General features: G+C 39.9%; 12 protein-coding genes. 7 read left to right on the top strand and 5 right to left on the bottom strand.

Annotated features, from left to right (window positions below; translation table 11 throughout):
• Nucleotides 1–73 precede the first annotated feature (73 nt).
• The 6 genes from AC58PQ_RS07980 (at nt 74) to AC58PQ_RS07955 (ending at nt 7,649) form a co-directional block, all read left to right on the top strand.
• On the top strand, nt 74–1,798 hold the full coding sequence (locus AC58PQ_RS07980) for a sensor histidine kinase (RefSeq protein ID WP_497241434.1): 1,725 nt from the start codon (nt 74–76) through the stop codon (nt 1,796–1,798).
• Nucleotides 1,776–2,591, top strand: a complete 816-nt coding sequence (locus tag AC58PQ_RS07975; protein WP_497241433.1) for a response regulator transcription factor — start codon at nt 1,776–1,778, stop codon at nt 2,589–2,591. Before AC58PQ_RS07980 ends, AC58PQ_RS07975 begins: the two co-directional genes overlap by 23 nt.
• Nucleotides 2,592–2,693: 102 nt before the next feature.
• On the top strand, nt 2,694–3,491 hold the full coding sequence (locus tag AC58PQ_RS07970; protein ID WP_497241432.1) for a PHP domain-containing protein: 798 nt from the start codon (nt 2,694–2,696) through the stop codon (nt 3,489–3,491).
• A gap of 215 nt (nt 3,492–3,706) precedes the next feature.
• Entirely contained in the window at nt 3,707–4,780 is a 1,074-nt protein-coding gene (locus AC58PQ_RS07965) for an ABC transporter substrate-binding protein (RefSeq protein WP_497241431.1), read from the top strand.
• A gap of 99 nt (nt 4,781–4,879) precedes the next feature.
• A complete protein-coding gene (locus AC58PQ_RS07960; RefSeq protein WP_497241430.1) occupies nt 4,880–6,004 on the top strand; it encodes an ABC transporter ATP-binding protein in 1,125 nt (374 codons plus the stop codon).
• Nucleotides 5,997–7,649, top strand: a complete 1,653-nt coding sequence (locus AC58PQ_RS07955) for an ABC transporter permease (RefSeq protein ID WP_497241429.1) — start codon at nt 5,997–5,999, stop codon at nt 7,647–7,649. The genes AC58PQ_RS07960 and AC58PQ_RS07955 overlap by 8 nt, the downstream gene beginning before the upstream one ends.
• Before the next feature lie 229 nt (nt 7,650–7,878).
• Here AC58PQ_RS07955 and AC58PQ_RS07950 read toward each other — a convergent pair whose 3' ends face one another.
• From AC58PQ_RS07950 to AC58PQ_RS07930, 5 genes are all read right to left on the bottom strand, one after another.
• Nucleotides 7,879–9,441 (bottom strand): ABC transporter substrate-binding protein, encoded by a 1,563-nt coding sequence (locus tag AC58PQ_RS07950; RefSeq protein ID WP_497241428.1) that lies wholly within the window; start codon nt 9,439–9,441, stop codon nt 7,879–7,881.
• A gap of 59 nt (nt 9,442–9,500) precedes the next feature.
• The gene (locus AC58PQ_RS07945; RefSeq protein WP_497241427.1) at nt 9,501–10,382 is read right to left on the bottom strand and encodes a carbohydrate ABC transporter permease; all 882 of its coding nucleotides are present in this window, start codon (nt 10,380–10,382) and stop codon (nt 9,501–9,503) included.
• Nucleotides 10,383–10,400: 18 nt separating this feature from the next.
• Entirely contained in the window at nt 10,401–11,327 is a 927-nt protein-coding gene (locus AC58PQ_RS07940; protein WP_497241426.1) for an ABC transporter permease subunit, read from the bottom strand.
• A 206-nt stretch (nt 11,328–11,533) separates the two neighbouring features.
• Complete coding sequence (locus AC58PQ_RS07935) at nt 11,534–13,813, bottom strand: AraC family transcriptional regulator (protein ID WP_497241425.1); 2,280 nt, start codon at nt 13,811–13,813, stop codon at nt 11,534–11,536.
• Nucleotides 13,814–13,869: 56 nt separating this feature from the next.
• Nucleotides 13,870–16,209, bottom strand: a complete 2,340-nt coding sequence (locus tag AC58PQ_RS07930; protein ID WP_497241424.1) for a helix-turn-helix domain-containing protein — start codon at nt 16,207–16,209, stop codon at nt 13,870–13,872.
• A 390-nt stretch (nt 16,210–16,599) separates the two neighbouring features.
• On the opposite strand from AC58PQ_RS07930, the gene AC58PQ_RS07925 reads away from it, so the two are divergent.
• Nucleotides 16,600–18,177: an ABC transporter substrate-binding protein gene (locus tag AC58PQ_RS07925; RefSeq protein WP_497241423.1), complete on the top strand. Its 1,578-nt coding sequence runs from the start codon at nt 16,600–16,602 to the stop codon at nt 18,175–18,177.
• Nucleotides 18,178–18,215 lie beyond the last annotated feature (38 nt).

Raw genomic sequence — 18,215 nt, 5'->3', positions numbered from 1 at the left:
CCTGGAGGGGTTTCTTTGTATTTTCTATATGACTTGGACTATAATTGTTATATCATAATGATAAGGTGAGAAAATGAAAACAAATTACAAGCATTATAGAGACGATATTAGAAAATCATTTATTAGTTATGCGCTTATTCCGGTCATTATCATCGCGGTATTCAGTTATTTCTTGTTGTTCTACAGCTTTTACAGGACGATTGTTTTACGGAACGTTTCGGTCAATACACAAGTAGCAGAAACGGTAGCGCATATTATAGGTAATTACGAGAGGGAGGCGGCTCGATTATCAACAGATGAAAACTTGCTGGCTTATCTAACATCTAAGCATGCAACAAGCGAATTATATGGCGTGTTTTATGACTTTGTAAATAAGATGGAAATCAAGAGTAATTTCTTTGTGTTCGATAATCAGTTGGAGCCCTTAATACAAAGCTCGAATCTTATCCCTGAATATGCCGAAGGTGAAAGCGCTCTCAAGTGGGGGTTCGTTAGTAGAATGCAGGAAATGCCTGACAATGTTATTCTGTCCAGGCCAGCTACAGTGGCAGGTGCCAGACAAACATTGTCGGTTGGTAAAGCGATTGTAAAGAATGGCCACGTTGCCGGATTTATTACCTTTGACTTTGTTGAAAAAGATCTGGTTAATCTTATCAGCAGAAATCTTTCAATTAGTACCGTAATAACCGATAAGTACGGATATGTCATTGCGTGCACCAATGAATTGCTAGTTAACCAATTAGGGAAAATAGACATGAATTTTAGGGACAAGTCTGGGATTATTCAGATGAAAGAAGACAGTCATTATGTTACGATGGCGGAAATACTTGATGGGGAGATCAGTGTTTATACACTTACTTCCATCGGTTATTTTGGCTCGATGCTTATTTTGGCGGGAATATTGTTGATTATGCTTTTTGCTTTGTTGATGCTGACAACGTACTTATTGGCAAGAAAACTAGCAGGCAGTAAAACCAGAGTTATTGATGACATTATCAGGGCCATCGAAAATGTTCAAAACGGCGATCTGGATACCCGGCTCCATGTCAATACGAATGACGAATTCCAGGTTTTTGCGGAAACATATAATCAGATGCTGACCGATTTGAAAAACTTGATCGAAGTGAACAAGGAAAAGGCCAGGCAAAGCGTATTATCTGAAATTAAACAACTGGAATCCCAGTTCAATCCTCATTTTCTATTTAACACGCTGGAAATGATTCGCTATATGGTGAAACTGGATCCGACTTCCGTCATCAAGATTATTGTAGGATTATCTGAATTGTTAAGATATAGCATCAATAATACGATTATAGAGGTTAGCTTGGAGGAGGACGTCGAATATACGAAGAACTATCTTCTCATTCAAAAATACCGTTTCGGTGAAAACTTCAACTACGAGATCCATGTGGAAGAAGAGGCCTTGGACTGCATTGTTCCCAAACTGATCGTTCAGCCGATCATCGAGAATGCAATCAAGTATGGCTTTGCCAATCGTCAGTCCTTGTCTATACAGATTAAGGCTGCCATTGAAGAGGAATACCTGCATGTCATCATAAGTGACGACGGCGTAGGGATGGAACCAGAGGTTCTGGATAAAGTGTTAGATATCCTTGAGGGAAATAATAATCATTCTGTTCATATTGGATTGTTTAATGTCCACAGAAGAGTACAACTCATGTACGGTGAAAAGTATGGAATCGACATATCAAGTCGGCAACATGGCGGAACAGTCGTCAAAATCACATTGCCGGTCGACAGGAGCGGTGGCGAATATGTTAAAGGTGTTCATCGTTGAGGATGAAGAGATTATTCGAAAAGGACTGGTTCATACCATTGATTGGCTGTCGATGGGATGTGCCATCGTTGGAGAAGCCAGTAACGGAGAGGAAGGACTCCAGCGGATTCAGCTGCTTCGGCCAGATCTGGTGATTACAGATATTAGAATGCCTCTCATGAACGGGATCGATATGGTTGAACAAGCTTTGAAGATATATCCATTTCACAGCATTATCCTGACCAGCTATTCCGAATTCGACTATGCGAAGCAGGCTATTTCACTTAAGGTATTTGAATACTTATTGAAGCCTGTCAATGAAGAGAAGCTTGCCAAAATTATCGAGATTATCAAGCAGGAGATCAAACAAGATCAAGTTCTCAACGACATCATCAAAAAAACGAAAACGATCAGTGATATCAATCTGATTGAGTTGGATGTTTATCTTGCCGACGCTAAGCAGAATCACTATGTGAATCAAGCGATTCTCCGAATCAAAAATGATTACCACCAAAAGTTGAGTATTGAACTTATCGCGGATGAGTTAAGTGTTAGTGCGAGTTTTTTGAGCCGTAAATTCAAGGAGATCACTTCACAAACCTTCTTGGATATCCTTAACAAGTATAGGGTCCAGAAGGCTGTAGAACTGCTTGCCGCAGGTAAAAGCCGGATCTATGAAATAGCCGAATTGACCGGCTTCAGCGAATACAAGCACTTCTGTGATGTGTTTAAGAAATATATCAAATCATCCCCTACAGATTTTATAAAATCCGTTAACCGGATTGTCGTTAAGAATCAAACAAAAGAAGAGTGATTGAGTTCACTTTTTCCGATGATTGTATTTTTTTTAGTATGGTTAAACAGAAATAAATTCAATAACATGGATAAATAACACAATTAATTAAGGGGGGGCAACATGAAATATAATTATCATATGCATTCCATCCATTCTGACGCTACCAATACCCCGGAAGAATTAGTTGATTTGGCTAAAGAACATGGTATAAAAAGAATTGCATTGACCGATCACGATACGATTGATGGCGTAGAGGCCTTCATGGCAGCGGCTGCTGGAACGGATCTTGAAGCCATAACTGGTGTAGAGATTTCATCACACATTGGACCAAAGAACGTACATATTCTTGGTTACGGAATTGACATTAAGAATGTTGAACTGATTGAATTGTTAGATTCGTTGACTGCGGAAGCGACGGCATATAGCAAGTATACCTTTGATAAATTTCTAGCTAAAAAGTACAACTATTCTTGGGAACAAGTCATAAGTCATCGGAATAAAAAAGGAATTTACCTCTCTGATATGTTCGCAGCCATGTTAAAAGATGGACTGTTTAGTGACTGGGCACAATACGTGGGATTCGTTGCTTATTGCTTCCAATTAAGTGGGCAAAATTATGGTGCTTCGGTAGAGAAAAGTTTTGATGTTATTCATAAAAGCGGTGGAAAAGTATATCTTGCACACCCTAAACTAATGAAGCTGAGCTTGGATGAAGAATATCGTATCATTAAGCAAATGAAAGAGTTGGGGTTAGATGGTGTTGAAGCCTATTACCCAGAACACTCGCAGAAAGAATCCAATTGGTATGAACTCATCTGTGAGCGATTGGATTTGAAAGTATCAGGTGGAACCGATTGGCATGGCATGGCACGCTTGAAATCCCCTTTATATTTTTATGGAAATGTTCATATCGGCTAGTTGCTGCAGACAGCTCACGAGGTATAGTTGCTTTCGTGAGCTGTCTGCTTTTTTGCTGACTGATCATCATGAAAGGTTAATCTTTTGCTGAGTTCATTTTTACCGATAGTTGTACTTTTTTTCGGATTGTGAACTAATTAGCGATTTATTATTATAGAGATGTAAAGAAGATGTGAACAAGATTTGACAAAATACAACTAATTGGGGGAGAACTAATGAAGAAGACTTTTGTATTATTGCTCGCAGCAACCACGGTATTAATAAGCGCTGCTTGCGGAAGCACAGCACCATCGAGCACGAAGGAAACGGTTCCAGTCAAGGCTGCTGAAGAAAGCAAGAAACCAGAACCTGCAAAGAACGAGTCCAAAAGTCTTGTCGTTTATACGGCTGCAGCCCAAGATGTTATGAATGTCGTTATTCCGGAATTTGAAGCGAAAACAGGCATTAAGGTAGAAGTCGTTACAGCAGGCACAGGAGAGCTACTCAAGAGAATAGAAGCCGAGCAAGCGAACCCACTGGGGGATATCGAATGGGGTGGCACGACATCGGTCACAGTGCCTAAGTCTGCATTATTCGAACCTTATAAATCACCGAATGAAAGCGCTATAGCGAATATTGCCTGGAATACGGAAGGAATGATTACCCGTAATAACATGATTCCGATGGTTCTTATCGTGAACAAGAAACTGATTGGCGATATCAAAATTGAAGGCTATGAGGATCTGCTTAATCCGAAGCTGAAAGGCAAAATCGCATTCGTGGATCCTGCCAAATCATCTACTGGATTAACGCATATCGAAAATATGCTGTTTACAATCGGTAAAGACGATCCGAATAAAGGCTGGGATTACGTAAAAGCATTGGTCAAGAATCTCGATAGAAAGCTTCTTGCAAGCTCATCAGCAGTGCCTAAAGGAGTTGCTGATGGCGAATACGTTGTTGGGCTGACGCATGAAGAGTTGGCATCCGCTGTTGTTAGACAAGGCTCTCCGGTAGAGGTTGTCTATATGAAAGAGGGAGTTATCGTATCTCCTGGTACCGTTCAGATTATCAAGGGTGCGAAAAATATGGAAAACGCTAAAAAGTTTGTTGATTTCCTGACTTCCAAAGAACTGCAAACCATTACAGCGAGCAAACTGAATATGCGTGCTACAAGAACCGATGTACCTGCGCCGCAAGGATTAAAACAGATTTCGGACTTCAAACTTGTCAATGAAGATCTGAAGATGGTACAAGCGAACAGTCAGTCTTGGCTTGACAAGTTTAAAGATGTGTATACAAGCAACTAAGCGGAATTCGGTAACATAGATAGAAAAAATAGGGACTAGGAGCTGTATAAGCCTGTAATCGGAAGAGACTGCAGGCTTATATGGTAAGGAGGAAGCAGAATGAGCGTAGCCATCCATGTTAAACATATTGTAAAAAAATACGATAACGGGAATATTACCGTAATTCCAGATCTATCGATTGATATCAAGAATGGTGAATTTTTCACTTTATTAGGACCATCTGGTTGTGGGAAAACAACGCTGCTAAGAATGATAGCAGGTTTTAACTCGATAGAGGCCGGAGAAATTTCGTTTGACGATCAAGTAATTAACAATATCCCTGCACATAAAAGAAACATAGGGATGGTATTCCAAAATTATGCTATCTTCCCGCACTTGACGGTAAAGCAGAATGTAGAATATGGCTTAAAGCTTAGGAAATTGACCAAAAGCGAGATTCATAAAAAAACAGACGATATGATGAAGGTTGTCAAGATCGAACCGTACAAGGACAGACTTCCGGAGAAGCTTTCTGGCGGTCAGCAGCAGCGCGTAGCACTGGCAAGAGCGATTGTCATTCGTCCTAGTGTTCTATTGATGGATGAACCCTTGTCGAATCTGGATGCTAAGCTCCGAGTTGATATGCGAACTGCCATCAGGGATATACAAAAAGAGGTAGGAATAACTACGGTGTATGTGACTCATGATCAAGAGGAAGCTTTGGCCATATCCGACCGAATTGCTGTTATGAAGGATGGCGTGATTCAGCATGTGGGCAAGCCGAGAGATATTTACACCCGTCCAGCCAACACATTTGTATCCAGTTTTATTGGTCACTCCAACTTCTTTAAGGGTCATATCGAGTTGAAAGCGAACGAAAAATGGATCGTTTTCAAGAATGGCTTGCGGATACCGATGTCTAATTTGGTAGACGATGTGAAAGACGGACAACCTATTATTATCACAGTCAGACCTGAAGAATTCTCTATTTCGGAGAATGGCTTGAGAGTAACAATTAGAAAGAGTACTTTTTTGGGGCAGTATATTAATTATGAGGTAGACTTCAATGAAGGATTGATGATGGAAGCGGGGCTAGCTGGTGAATTCGTTCAGGACCTGGGCAATGCGAGCAAGTTCTATGAATTAAAGGACACGTTGTTCCTTCTTCCAAAGTCTGACAAGATCAATATCTTTACTGAAGATGGTGAAAAGAACTTAATCAAGGATGTGAAGAAATATGACTAGATTCAAGCTGAAACTTGATTTCTGGACAGCTATCACCTTGGTCATAGCCATATTATTCGCGATATTCCTCGTATATCCGTTGTTTTCATTGTTCTTAAGCGGGTTTAAAGATCCAGCAACAGGTGCCTTTACTTTTCATAATTTCACTAAGTTTTTTCAGAAAAAATACTATTATGAGGGCCTCATCAACAGCTTTTCGATTACAATTCTTGTGACCATTCTGTCAGTCTTAATCGGAGCTCCGTTAGCTTATCTGATGACAGCATACAAGGTCAAGGGTAAAGCCCTGATTGAGATTCTGATTATCATATCCATGATGTCTCCACCATTTATTGGAGCCTATTCCTGGGTACTTCTAAGCGGTCGAAGCGGCTTGGTTACGAAATTCTTTCAATCCATAGGGATCCAAATGCCGAGCATTTATGGCTTTGGAGGGATCCTGCTGGTACTAACTTTGAAATTGTTTCCCTTCATATATCTATATGTATCAGGTGCGTTGAAGAAGGTTGACGTATCGCTAAGCGAAGCTGCCGAAAGCTTGGGTTGCAATGCGTTTAAGAAAGTATTTACCATTATGCTGCCGTTGATTGGCCCGACATTGCTTGCCGGCTCGCTCTTGGTATTTATGAATGCAATTGCAGATTTTGGTACTCCAATGCTGATAGGTGAAGGCTTTAATGTTATGCCTGTCATGATCTACTCTGAGTTTATCAGTGAAGTAGGAGGTCAAGCCAATTTCTCAGCGGCTATGGCTACGATTATGGTATTCATTACAGCACTGCTATTTATTGGTCAAAAATATATCGTCAATAAAAAATCGTTTACAATGAGTTCAATGAGACCTATTCAGCCTGCAAAATTCAAAGGAATTGGCGGAGTTCTCGCTCATGCAGCTATTTATTTCGTCGTATTCCTTGCGATTATTCCTCAGCTGACCGTTATTGTTACGTCCTTCCTTGAAACGAAGGGCACTCGGTTTCTTGCAGCTTTTTCGATGGAGAGCTATAGCTTGGTCCTACATACACTTTGGAAATCGATCACGAATACGTATCTTTTTGGATTAGTGGCTATTATTCTTATTGTGTTATTGGGCATGTTCATCGCCTATATTTCCACAAGAAAGAAAAACGCACTCACTTCCTTGATCGATACGATAACCATGTTTCCCTATATTCTTCCAGGTTCGGTACTTGGTATTACACTACTTCTGGCATTTAACAAGAAACCGATCCTGCTAAGCGGAACCGTCATGATTCTGGTCATTGCCTATGTCGTAAGAAGACTTCCTTATACGCTTCGATCCAGTGCGGCCATCCTGTATCAAATAAGTCCTAGCCTAGAGGAAGCATCCATCAGTTTAGGGTATTCGCCAGTGAGAACCTTCTTTAAGGTTACGGCAGTCATGATGATGCCTGGTGTGCTTGCCGGGGCCATCTTGAGCTGGATAACCGTCATTAATGAATTAAGCGCATCGATCATCCTATACACCGGCAGCACCAAAACGATGTCGGTCGCCATCTATGCAGAAGTCATCAGATCCAGTTACGGAACTGCGGCAGCAATATCAAGCATACTTACTGTTACAACTGTAATATCATTATTAATATTCTTCAAACTGACAGGCAGCAGGTCGGTCAGTGTGTAACGGGATATAGTGTTACCTTGTATAATCATATTTCGAGAACTGCGTAGAATTTAATTCTATGCAGTTTTTTTTTGACGAATCTGAATATATGGATTTAAATCAAAAGACCGGCAGCCAGCATGATGTGTCATCAATGACTAAGCTGGAAGCCGGCCGGATTCTATATATGGGGGAACAATCCTATTGATCGGTCATTCTATCTGTTATCTTATCTCAGAACTGTGTATCCTTACTTAGCCGTTTTCCAAGCATCGATCTGCTTTTGCATTTCGGCAATAATTTTATCGGAGCCTGCTGTTTTGAGTTTGGCTACAAACTCATTATATTTATCTTCAGTTGCAACACCTAGATCGATTGATCTGTAATACTCATCATATACAGCACTAACTTTTCCGATTTCACCTTTCACCGGCTCAGCATTGAATGTAAAACCAAGTAGCTTGGAAGGGATTGCGGAATCATTAATTTTCTTGGTGTCTTCCCATACGGTTTTAGGCATTCCTTTCTCTACATTGGCCAGATAGTTGGTAGCAAACATCCAAGGTACCTGCGGGTTATATCCTTTTTGATTGTCTCCAGGAACCATAAATCCGTCAGCGTCGATCTTGTAGTGCTTATCTTTAACTCCGAAGTTCAACAAGTTATAAAGTTCTTTGTCCGTATTCAAAAGCTCAAGCAGCATCATCGCTCTTTCTGGATTTTTGGAGTTGCGATTGATGGCATGCATCGTAGCGACAATGCCGCCGGTAGTCAAGTGAGGAGTTCCAGCAGGAATATCCATCATTGGAAATCCAGCTTGATTAGTAGCGAGTATGTCGCCTCCAGGCTTAAATGCGCCACCGATAACAATAGACCATTTTCCTGCCTTGGCCTCAGCCCAGTCGTCAGCTTTCTTGGAAATACGTTCCTTGGAATTCAGATAGCCCTTTGCATTCCAGTCCCTCATGAGGGCAGCGTACTTTTTAACGCCAGCCGATTCGTATTGATTGATTACTTTGAGGCTATCATCCGAGTAAGCTACAGCTCCAGGGACGTTGATGCCAACAATTGTTTCGAAATCAAACGCATCCTGGTACATGTTTAAACCTGTGATGAATGCTTTGTCAGGAAAATCTTTTTTAATTTTTGCAAGAGTAGGTTCAAGAGCCGTTAAGTTATCAATCGTCAACTTACCACTAAGTGCTTTCGTATCGATACTATACTTATCGATATAATCTTTCGGTATTTCGACAGCAGGGGTTCTGGCAGAGATCTGTTGGTTGACGAACCCGTAAATCTTGCCCTTCACTTTGGTTGCTTCCCAGAATGTTTTCGGAACAGATGCATAAGATTTAGGTGCATGTTTAACGAGTAAATCATCCAGCGGCAGGAAAGCACCTTTGGCAACATTCTGGCTGTAGTTATTCATCCAGTTGGATGTGAATGTAAGATCATAGGGTTCACCGGAAGCGATTACCACTTGCATTTTTTGATCGAACTCACCAAAGCTGAAAGCTTTGAAATCGACTGTCGCATTGATTTTGGATTTGACAATTTTGTTGAATTCTGCAAATACGGCTTCTTGCTCAGGCTGCGGGAAGCTTCCTCCGACATACCAAGTGAGCTTCACTTCCGGAAGCGCTGCTACTGAATCACTCTTATCGGTGTTCTGCGAGCTACTTGATGGGGCTGGTGTTACACTCGGAGTAGTACTTGAGCTAGTAGATCCGCAAGCAGAAAAAATCATACTGCTAGCAAGTAGTACGGTTGTTGCGATGACACCTGTCTTCGTTAGTCGAAGCTGTTGGAACATGTCTAATTCCTCCCTTAAACTGTAATTATATTCTTAAAATGGAATTATCCATGTTTAAGTTAACCTTTCACGGCGCCAACTGTGAGCCCTTTGACAAAGTACTTTTGAAAGAACGGGAATACCAGAAGCATAGGTCCAGCAGCCAGGATAGCCATGGCCATGCGTGCGGACTCAGACGGCAGGACAAAATTATTCATCCCCGGTGGCATCATATTGCTTGAGCTTGTCAGATATTGGATGTTGCTCATCATGCGATATAACATGAACTGAAGCGGGACAAGCGACTCTTTCTCGATATAGAGTAAACTTAGCCACCAGTCATTCCAATATTGCAGTAGTGTAAATAAGGCGATCGTGGCCAATCCGGGCTTAGCAAGAGGCAGAACGATCTGGAAGAAAATTCTGAACTCGGTGGCACCGTCAATCATGCACGATTCGATAACATCTAGTGGGATCTTCTGCATGAAAGTCCTTAAGATCAAAATAAACCAAGGGATAGCCAAGTAGGGGAGAATAAGCACCCAGATCGTATTTTTCAAATGAAGATAATTGCTGATCAGCATGTAAGTCGGAACGAGTCCGCCGTTAAACAGCATCGTAAAGAAAATGTAGAAGCTTAATGAATTTTTGAAGGTATAATCTTCCCGCGAGATGGCATATGCAACCCCGGCCATGATTAACACCGAAAGAAAAGTACCTATCAAACAGACTAGAATAGATACCTTAAACGCATTCAAGATTTGTACAGGATTATATAGCACATATCTGTATGCGTTTAGGTCGAATATACGTGGGAATATGCTGTAACCATTTTTAATAATATCGGGCTCATTACTTACAGAAATGGAAATGATGGACACTAGCGGAATCAAGCAGCTAAGACAGAATACAATAAACAATGCATGGATCAATAGTTGTGGAATAGATCTCTTTACAGTCACGGCTGAGCCCCCCGACCTCTAGAATAATTTGTTTTCTTCGTTTACTTTACTTACCACGTAATTGCTGATCAAGACGACAACAAACCCCATAAGGGACTGGAACAGCCCAACAGCAGATGACATGCCAATATCGCCAGACACTTTCAACATACGGTAAACATACGTATCAATAACTTGAGTCACAGGGAATAATTGTCCGATTTCTCGAGGGACGAAGAAAAACAAACCGAAATCGGAGTAAAATATTTTGCCGATAGACAAAAGGGTCATGATGGTGATCAGAGGCAATAACAGCGGAAGTGTGATGTTGCGAATCATTTGAAGCTTGGATGCACCATCGATCGCTGCGGCTTCGAAATACTCTTGGGAGATGCCCAGAATGCCAGCATAGAAGATAATGCTTACATAACCGAGACCTTTCCAGATATTGATGAATGTTAGAAAAAATGGCCATATCCAGGTTTCTGTGTAAAATTGGAATGAAACTCCTATATGTTCAAGGAAGGTAGTAGCAATTCCGTGAGGACCAATAAAAGAATAAACCATGTATGCGACAATGATCCAAGAGAAGAAGTAGGGAAAGAAAAATATCGTTTGATACGTTTTTAAGATTCTTCTACTGGCGATTTCATTTAATAAAATAGCGAACATGACAGAGAGAAATGTCCCTACCGCGATGAAAATGAAATTGTACGTTAATGTATTTCGGATGACGATCCATGCGTCGCTTGAAGTGAAAAAGAATTTAAAGTTTTCAAATCCTACCCATGGGCTTCGGAATATACCGTCGGTATAATTGATGTTTTTGAAAGCGATGAATATGCCGCCCATCGGTATATAAGAAAAGATGAAAATAACAATGATAGCGGGCAACGCTAGTAATGTAATCTGAAAGTTTTTCTTAGATTGCATCATTCGTTTTTTTGTGCGCTGCAAGTGTCTCACTCCTTCATATCAGTCATGTGTGGTTTCATGCTTTCAATATCGCTCATGTTGATGATAATCCGCAATTCCTCATTTCGTATTGATGTACTAAAAGTGCTAATTTCCCTTGTCCTCATTTAATGATGAATTCTCATTTGACATAATAGAAAGAAAACTGGCTCAAGTTTGAGCCAGTTTAGTGCTTCGCGAGTTGCTTATAGGTGTTCTCATGACGTATATGTATTCTCAAGTGCACTTTTCTTCGTATTTATCGCGTTACTGCGGTATTGATTTGGCGTGACTCCGTGCGCTTGTTTGAATTGGTTGTAGAAGTGGCTGCGGCTCAAAAATCCCGACTTTTCCATGATGACATTAACCGTTTCATCAGAATTCGTAATGAGCTCGCTGGCATACTTCAGACGTAGGTTATCGATATAATCAGAAATCGGAATGAAGCGGTGTTTTTTGAATATATTCCCTAAATAGCGAGGCGATAAATGTATGTGATCAGCAATCGTATTCAGAGATAGTGCAGGGTTTGTGAATTCTTGGTTTATGATCATGATGACTTCGTCTAGAATGTTCAAGTATTTGTTGTCTTTTTTGGCATCCAGTTCAAGCGCTAAATTGTCAAATAGATGAAAGAAGTCGGCCTGCATTTCGTTAAGGGTTTCAATTTTTTGAATGTTTTCTAAGTATTTGTTGAAATTAAAGTCAATTTTCAAACTAAGATTGGTTTCCAAAATTTCTATCGCGTAACGAATGGATAACAATAAACGGATCATAACGGAGTTGATTACCGAATAACTCTGAGTGGAAGCATGTTCAACCATGTTGGTAAAAATGAGTTTCGCTTGCTCAAATTGACCTCGAATGATCGCATCCGTCAATTCTTTATCCTGATCCTGTGGGTATTTATAGGTGTCGATGGGAATCGAGAAGTTATCCAAATAGGTCATTGATTGATGCCCCAGGATCAAGCGATAACGAGATAAATCCACCGTTTTCAAATAAGCGTAATTGAGTCCCGCTAACGTATGAAAGGGTTCGCTGCATGCGATAGAAACAGATATATTCAGGAAAGATTGCAGCTTGTCTTGAAACTCTTGAACGAGCAAAACTAATCGTCGATCTTCGGATGGAGGAAGTGATGCATCTTCTCGACTCATCATGATGACCAAGCGATCCTCTTCCATCTCAATACATTCATGTCGGTAGGATTGAGCTATGATTTCAGAGACAATATTTACCATGCCGAACAGAAGTAAATTGCGGTCTGTGCGTTTGTATGTAGAGATGAAATCTGAAAAATGATCAATTCTAAGCAAAACGATGATGAAACAATCAGACGGCAGGAGTTCAATATTGAACTTCTTAAACTGTTTGTAAAGAAATTCCGATGACGGCAATTCATTAGAACCAATCAATGTTCTTAGGAATTCTTGCTTCCTCGTATAAAAGTCATTTTTCTTCTCGGACTCCATATGGTGGTAGTTTTGAAGCACGGAAGAGATCGGCACGTACAGCCGCCGCGACAAATAGAAAGAGAGCAGGATGCTGCCAATAATGAAAGATATCACAAGCAGGTACGTTTTTTGCTTCATTTTCTCGAGATCATGGATAATGTAGGAATAAGGCGTAATGCTAATCAGCTTCCAGTCGAACACATCAGTCGCAGCAAATGTTACAAAGGAGTCGATTCCATCAATCTCCATCCGAAAGCTTCCCATCTTTTCACTCGAAGATTGAATCTTTTGGATGTAGCTTTCTTGTTTCAATTCACTTAATAAGGGATGTTTCTCATCATCTGATAATAGTAACCCCTCACGATTAATAATAAAGACATGATTATTGGGATCGGATGAACTAATGCTTTTCTTAACCCAGTCTTCCGAAACATTAAGGATAATCGCTTCATTTACTTTGCCGCTCTGCTCTTGGGAATCAAAAAACAAATAGGAATATACGTTTATAGATTCTGAAGCGTTAAAAGTAAGGCCAGATAAGATGTTAGGGATGCGTCTTAATACAATGCTATGGGTCTTGTTGTTATGAATATCATCAAGTATTGGAAAAATACTGGGATCATAAAATGATTTGCGGTCATAAACAAAACTTTCGCTTGGAAGCGTATATATATGTTGGCCGTTATAGATATAAATCGATTGAAGAAAGGGATAGATATTCTTATATGATTGCAATTTGCTTTTGTATTTTACGTAATCTTCCGAATCGACATCGGAATACAAAAGATCAGTAACCATGTTATCGAAAAAAGCGGTAATCGAAACCGTCTTGACCGCTTCTTCCATAACGCTGACATTGCGACTTGTATGCTCTAAATCAGTTTTATGTTGATTATAAACCAAATGAAGAGCATAATCTTCGAAATTGTTGTTTAGAAGGGAGAATTGGACAAATAGGAGCAAGACGGTGCTCACTAGAAAGGGTAATAAAATCGTCAGGAACAGCTGAAAAGGATTTTTTAAAATGAATTTTTTAAGCAATACCTTTCACCCCTCTCCAAACGATACCTGCAATAGTGAGTGGATACATGTAAGGTTTATAAAATTTCTTTTTCGCTGTGTACCTTCACATTTTGTAATCGGTATTCGGTGAGCGAGACACCAAAGTACTTTTTAAAGCTGGTATAAAAGTAGTTTGATTTTTCGATGCCGCATTTTTCTAAAATATCATTGATCGGCAGTTGTGTTTGTCCCAGTAAGTCCTTGATATTCTCCATGCGAACTGTCGTAATGAATTCGGCTACTGATTTACCGGTTGCATTCTTAAACAGCTTGCCAAGGTATACGGAAGAAATGGACATCGCTTCAGCGCAGCTTGTTAACGTAAGGTTTTTATCCGAATAGTTAGCATGGATCATGTCGATGACGGTATCGACGATCATATTTTTTTTCTTATCTTTGGTACCATCTTTTAAAAGAATGATATCATCGAATAACGTGAAAAAGGTTTTTTCGATTTCTTCTAAGGTCTCAAAGCCTGCGACTTTGTTGAAAAAATCGATCGAAATCGCATTGAATGTAGATTGAGAGCCTTCGACGATCCGATTTAGAGAATTATAAATGGAGAAAAACAAATAGATAACTGATGTTAAGATGGTGTCGTAAGATGTATGCTCCATGGCTTTAATGATGTCATTATAGGCTTCCTTCGCAGCTTCACTGTTCCCTAACTTCAGGGAATCAATAAGCTGTTTTTCTTTGGAGGCGGGAAATTGGAAGGAGCTGTCATCCAAGTCATTTAACATCTCAGAAGTAATCATGCTGTGATGACCTAATTTAATTCGATACATGGACAAGTTTAGTGTTTTTTCATACGCGTATTTGATTTGATCCGGCGAATCGATCACATATCCAAGCGTGCCTGTTAATGAAATGTTCAAATATTTGTCGACACAGAATTGAATTTTAGTCACAATGTCATGAAAGATGTCCATGTACGAATCCGATTCCTCAGTAAGTTCTCCCATGTCAACCAAAATAGTAAATTGATCGAATCCAGTCTCGATAACTTCATTTCTGAAATACTCGCTAGTTATTTCCTTGGAAATATTTGAAATCCCAATTTTGTATAAGGAACGATCTTTTTCATTATGCTGATCGACGAAATCCTTATAAAAGTCTATTTTTAACATAAACAAGAACAGATTGTTTTTAAGATTTAGATCGATTTGAAGTTCTTTTTCTTTGGCCAATATTTTTTCAAGAGGTAGATAGGCTTGACCAATGATTAAATTTTTTAGGAAATCATTTTTTAGAAGGGGAGCTGTATTTCGTTTCATATTTTCCAAAAGGATGGTTTTATCGATCATACCATTAAAAGCAGTTGAGAGAAAGCTAACCTCATCGATGTTTTTCTCAGGTTTGCTATCTTGGCCCAGCTTTTGTTTGATCCCTCTCGTCAGTGTCTCAATAGGATGGTAAAGCTTCTTTGATGCCAGAAAGGCGAATAATAGTCCCAATACAAGGACGATTAGACAAAAGGCAAGTGTGATGAAACCATTCTTTTTGACACTCGAAAAAAATGTATCATAAGGCGTTAAGCTTACAAATTTCCATTTCAATTCATCCGAAGAAACATAGGAAACCACGTATTTTTTATTATGCAGTTCTTTAAAAAAGGTGCCAGATGGCGCTGCTGTTTGAAGAACATCGCGAATATAACTCTGATCTGAAATGTTTTGCTTGAACATATCAGGCGAATAGTGGCTTACGATTTCGCCTTTATCATCCATGGCGAAAATTTCATTCCCATCTTTGCCCATTTTGTTATCCAAGGATGAAATAGTTAGTCTTAGCCAGTCCGCATCTACGTTCAATACGATCGCACTGTCGAAGTCGCCTTTGTTATTATTAGTATCGAACAATAGATAAGTGTATACATTGATATCGCTTACTTGTGAACCATTTGTTACTGCGATTTTCCTTGGAATTGGATATAAACTTGGCGATTTGGCTGCTTGAGGACTATTTAACATGGTAACGATTTCTTTATCATAAAAATCTTGACTGTCATAAAACGTTTCCGTAGTAATAAAGGTTTCGATTTTTTTGTTATAAATATAGGTAGAGTAGATGTAGCTGTTGGGGATCGTCAAATTACTCAATGTTTTAATAGCACCGCTGATATTAATGATATCCTGATCCGTGCTATACGCGAATGCCTTAATCGAATTGTTTAGTATTAAGGATTGACAGAATTTCTTGGATATATTATCCATGTAAACGGAGCTGTAGCTGATATTAGATAAAATATTTCCTTTCATCTCTTTTATAGTCTCAATAGAAGATGAGGTGTAGTTGTAGTAAAGCAAGGAGGACAGGATTATTATCAATGTGGTAATACTCGCAACGAAAGTAATTAACAATTTTTTGTACATGCTGCCACCTCTATCTAATGAAGTACGATTCAAATCAATTTTATTATATCCCCAGTAGAAACTCAATTTAAAAGTGTTATTTTTCCATCATAGTTCATTATTTGGAGATTTGAACAGTTTTTGTAGTCCTATTTTTAATAAAAATCGGTGTGATTTTGTTTTTTTTTTCTGGAATCAGATCGTTAGTGTTGTAGAGTTTCAAAAGATAATTCGATTATTTCTGATCATATAGTCCAAAAACTTTGGCATTTAGCACATTCTTTCCGTTAATTAGTAATGTTATCTTAAGTATAAACGATTGCTGTAAGCGCTATCAATCAAGAGTCTTAAAAATTGGCTTTACCGGGTTTCAACTCGTTTAGCATATAAATCAAATATGGAGGTCAAACAATGAACACATCAAAGAAAATGAATCGTTCGCTTGTTATGCTGAGTATTGGTATCTCTGTCGCACTTACGGGGTGCAGCACACCTAAGGCTGAGCCGACAGCTTCAGCACCTGCTCCGAGTACGACGGCAGTACAAACAGCGCAACCAACAGCAGCCCCATTAGCACCAGTTGAACTATCGTACTATTTCCCGGCAGGGCCTCAGAAAGATATGCAGACCGTAGAAGATGCCCTGAATAAGCTCATTAAGCCGAAAATCAACGCGACGGTTAAACTAAAGGGCGTTGATTGGGGGGTTTACGAAGAAAAAATGAAAGTTAGCATGGCTTCTGGTGAATCCTACGATCTCGTCTGGACAGCAGCAGGCTTTAACAATTATTTTCAAAATGTGGCGAATGGCGCTTATGCACCGCTCGATGATTTGATTGCCAAATATCCGGATATGAAGAAAGGGATTCCAGATATGTTCTGGAATGCAGTGAAGGTGAAAGGGAAAATTTATGGTGTGCCCGTCTTCCAACAATCAACAGCAGGTTACGGTTATATCATTCAGAAAGCAGTAGCGGATAAGTACAAAATGGATTGGAAAACTGTGACTAAGCTATCGGACCTGACGCCATTCCTGGAAACGGTCAAGAAGAACGAGCCTAATCTAATACCTTGGGAATATAGTCAGGCAATCGATCCATTCCTAACCGCACCGCCGATGTTCGGCCTTGAGACTTTAGGGGATGCGAAGACGCCTGGAGATCTATATTTAAAAGATGGAAGCAAGGTTGTCAATCAGTACGAGACTCCTGAATTCAAAGCTTACATTACGATGATGAGAGACTGGTTCAATAAAGGATACTTACGTAAAGACGCGTCTACCTTAAAAGAAACTTCGGCCGATCGTAAAGCTGGAAAGAACGCGCTGCAGTTAGGCCAGATTGATATTGACTCCACTGCATTTGCGCAAGCAGGCATGGATGCGCCAGGAAGAATGTCTTATGCCAATCCAGATACAAAGTCTTACGACTTCCAGTTCGTGAAGCCGCTGCTGACAACCGATAAAGCTGCAGCAACCATGACGGCGATCTCTGCGAATTCGCCCAATAAAGAAAGAGCGATGATGCTCCTCAATCTGCTTAACACCGACAAAGAAATTTACAACACACTGGTTTGGGGCGTTGAAGGTAAGCATTACAAGAAAGTCGCGGATAACCGAATTGAAACGATCAAAGACAGCGGCTTCCAAATGGGTTCTCCTTGGGAATTTGGCAATATGTCTCTTACTTATTTGTCTGAGGGTGACCCGAAAGGAAACGATCAGAAGTTTACGCAAATGTGGGTAGATCTCAATAAAAATGCAACACCTTCCAATGCGTTAGGTTTCGTATTTGACTTCACGCCGGTTAAAGCAGAGAAGGCTAATGTTGACGCTGCTATCGATGAACTTTATTATGCGATCGCGAGCGGTTCCGTAGACCCTGAGAAGTATTTGCCACAATTCCAGGAGAAGTTGAAAAAAGCAGGCTCCGACAAAATTATTGCTGAGAAGCAAAAGCAACTGGATGCTTGGAAAGCGACAAACAAATAAGCTGTTTAAAATAAAAAGAACTCCCTAGTATTCCATTC

It is taken from the genome of Paenibacillus sp. J22P143 (assembly GCF_059692035.1).
The sequence above is the reverse complement of the archived record's forward strand: the minus strand, read 5'-3'. Positions and strand labels throughout refer to the sequence as shown.

Bases quoted from the DNA above. Each gene is read 5' to 3' on its own strand.
- AC58PQ_RS07930 (WP_497241424.1), bottom strand. From the start codon at position 16,209: ATGTACAAAAAATTGTTAATTACTTTCGTTGCGAGTATTACCACATTG.
- AC58PQ_RS07965 (WP_497241431.1), top strand. From the start codon at position 3,707: ATGAAGAAGACTTTTGTATTATTGCTCGCAGCAACCACGGTATTAATA.
- AC58PQ_RS07975 (WP_497241433.1), top strand. From the start codon at position 1,776: ATGTTAAAGGTGTTCATCGTTGAGGATGAAGAGATTATTCGAAAAGGA.
- AC58PQ_RS07955 (WP_497241429.1), top strand. From the start codon at position 5,997: ATGACTAGATTCAAGCTGAAACTTGATTTCTGGACAGCTATCACCTTG.
- AC58PQ_RS07980 (WP_497241434.1), top strand. From the start codon at position 74: ATGAAAACAAATTACAAGCATTATAGAGACGATATTAGAAAATCATTT.
- AC58PQ_RS07960 (WP_497241430.1), top strand. From the start codon at position 4,880: ATGAGCGTAGCCATCCATGTTAAACATATTGTAAAAAAATACGATAAC.
- AC58PQ_RS07950 (WP_497241428.1), bottom strand. From the start codon at position 9,441: ATGTTCCAACAGCTTCGACTAACGAAGACAGGTGTCATCGCAACAACC.
- AC58PQ_RS07925 (WP_497241423.1), top strand. From the start codon at position 16,600: ATGAACACATCAAAGAAAATGAATCGTTCGCTTGTTATGCTGAGTATT.
- AC58PQ_RS07970 (WP_497241432.1), top strand. From the start codon at position 2,694: ATGAAATATAATTATCATATGCATTCCATCCATTCTGACGCTACCAAT.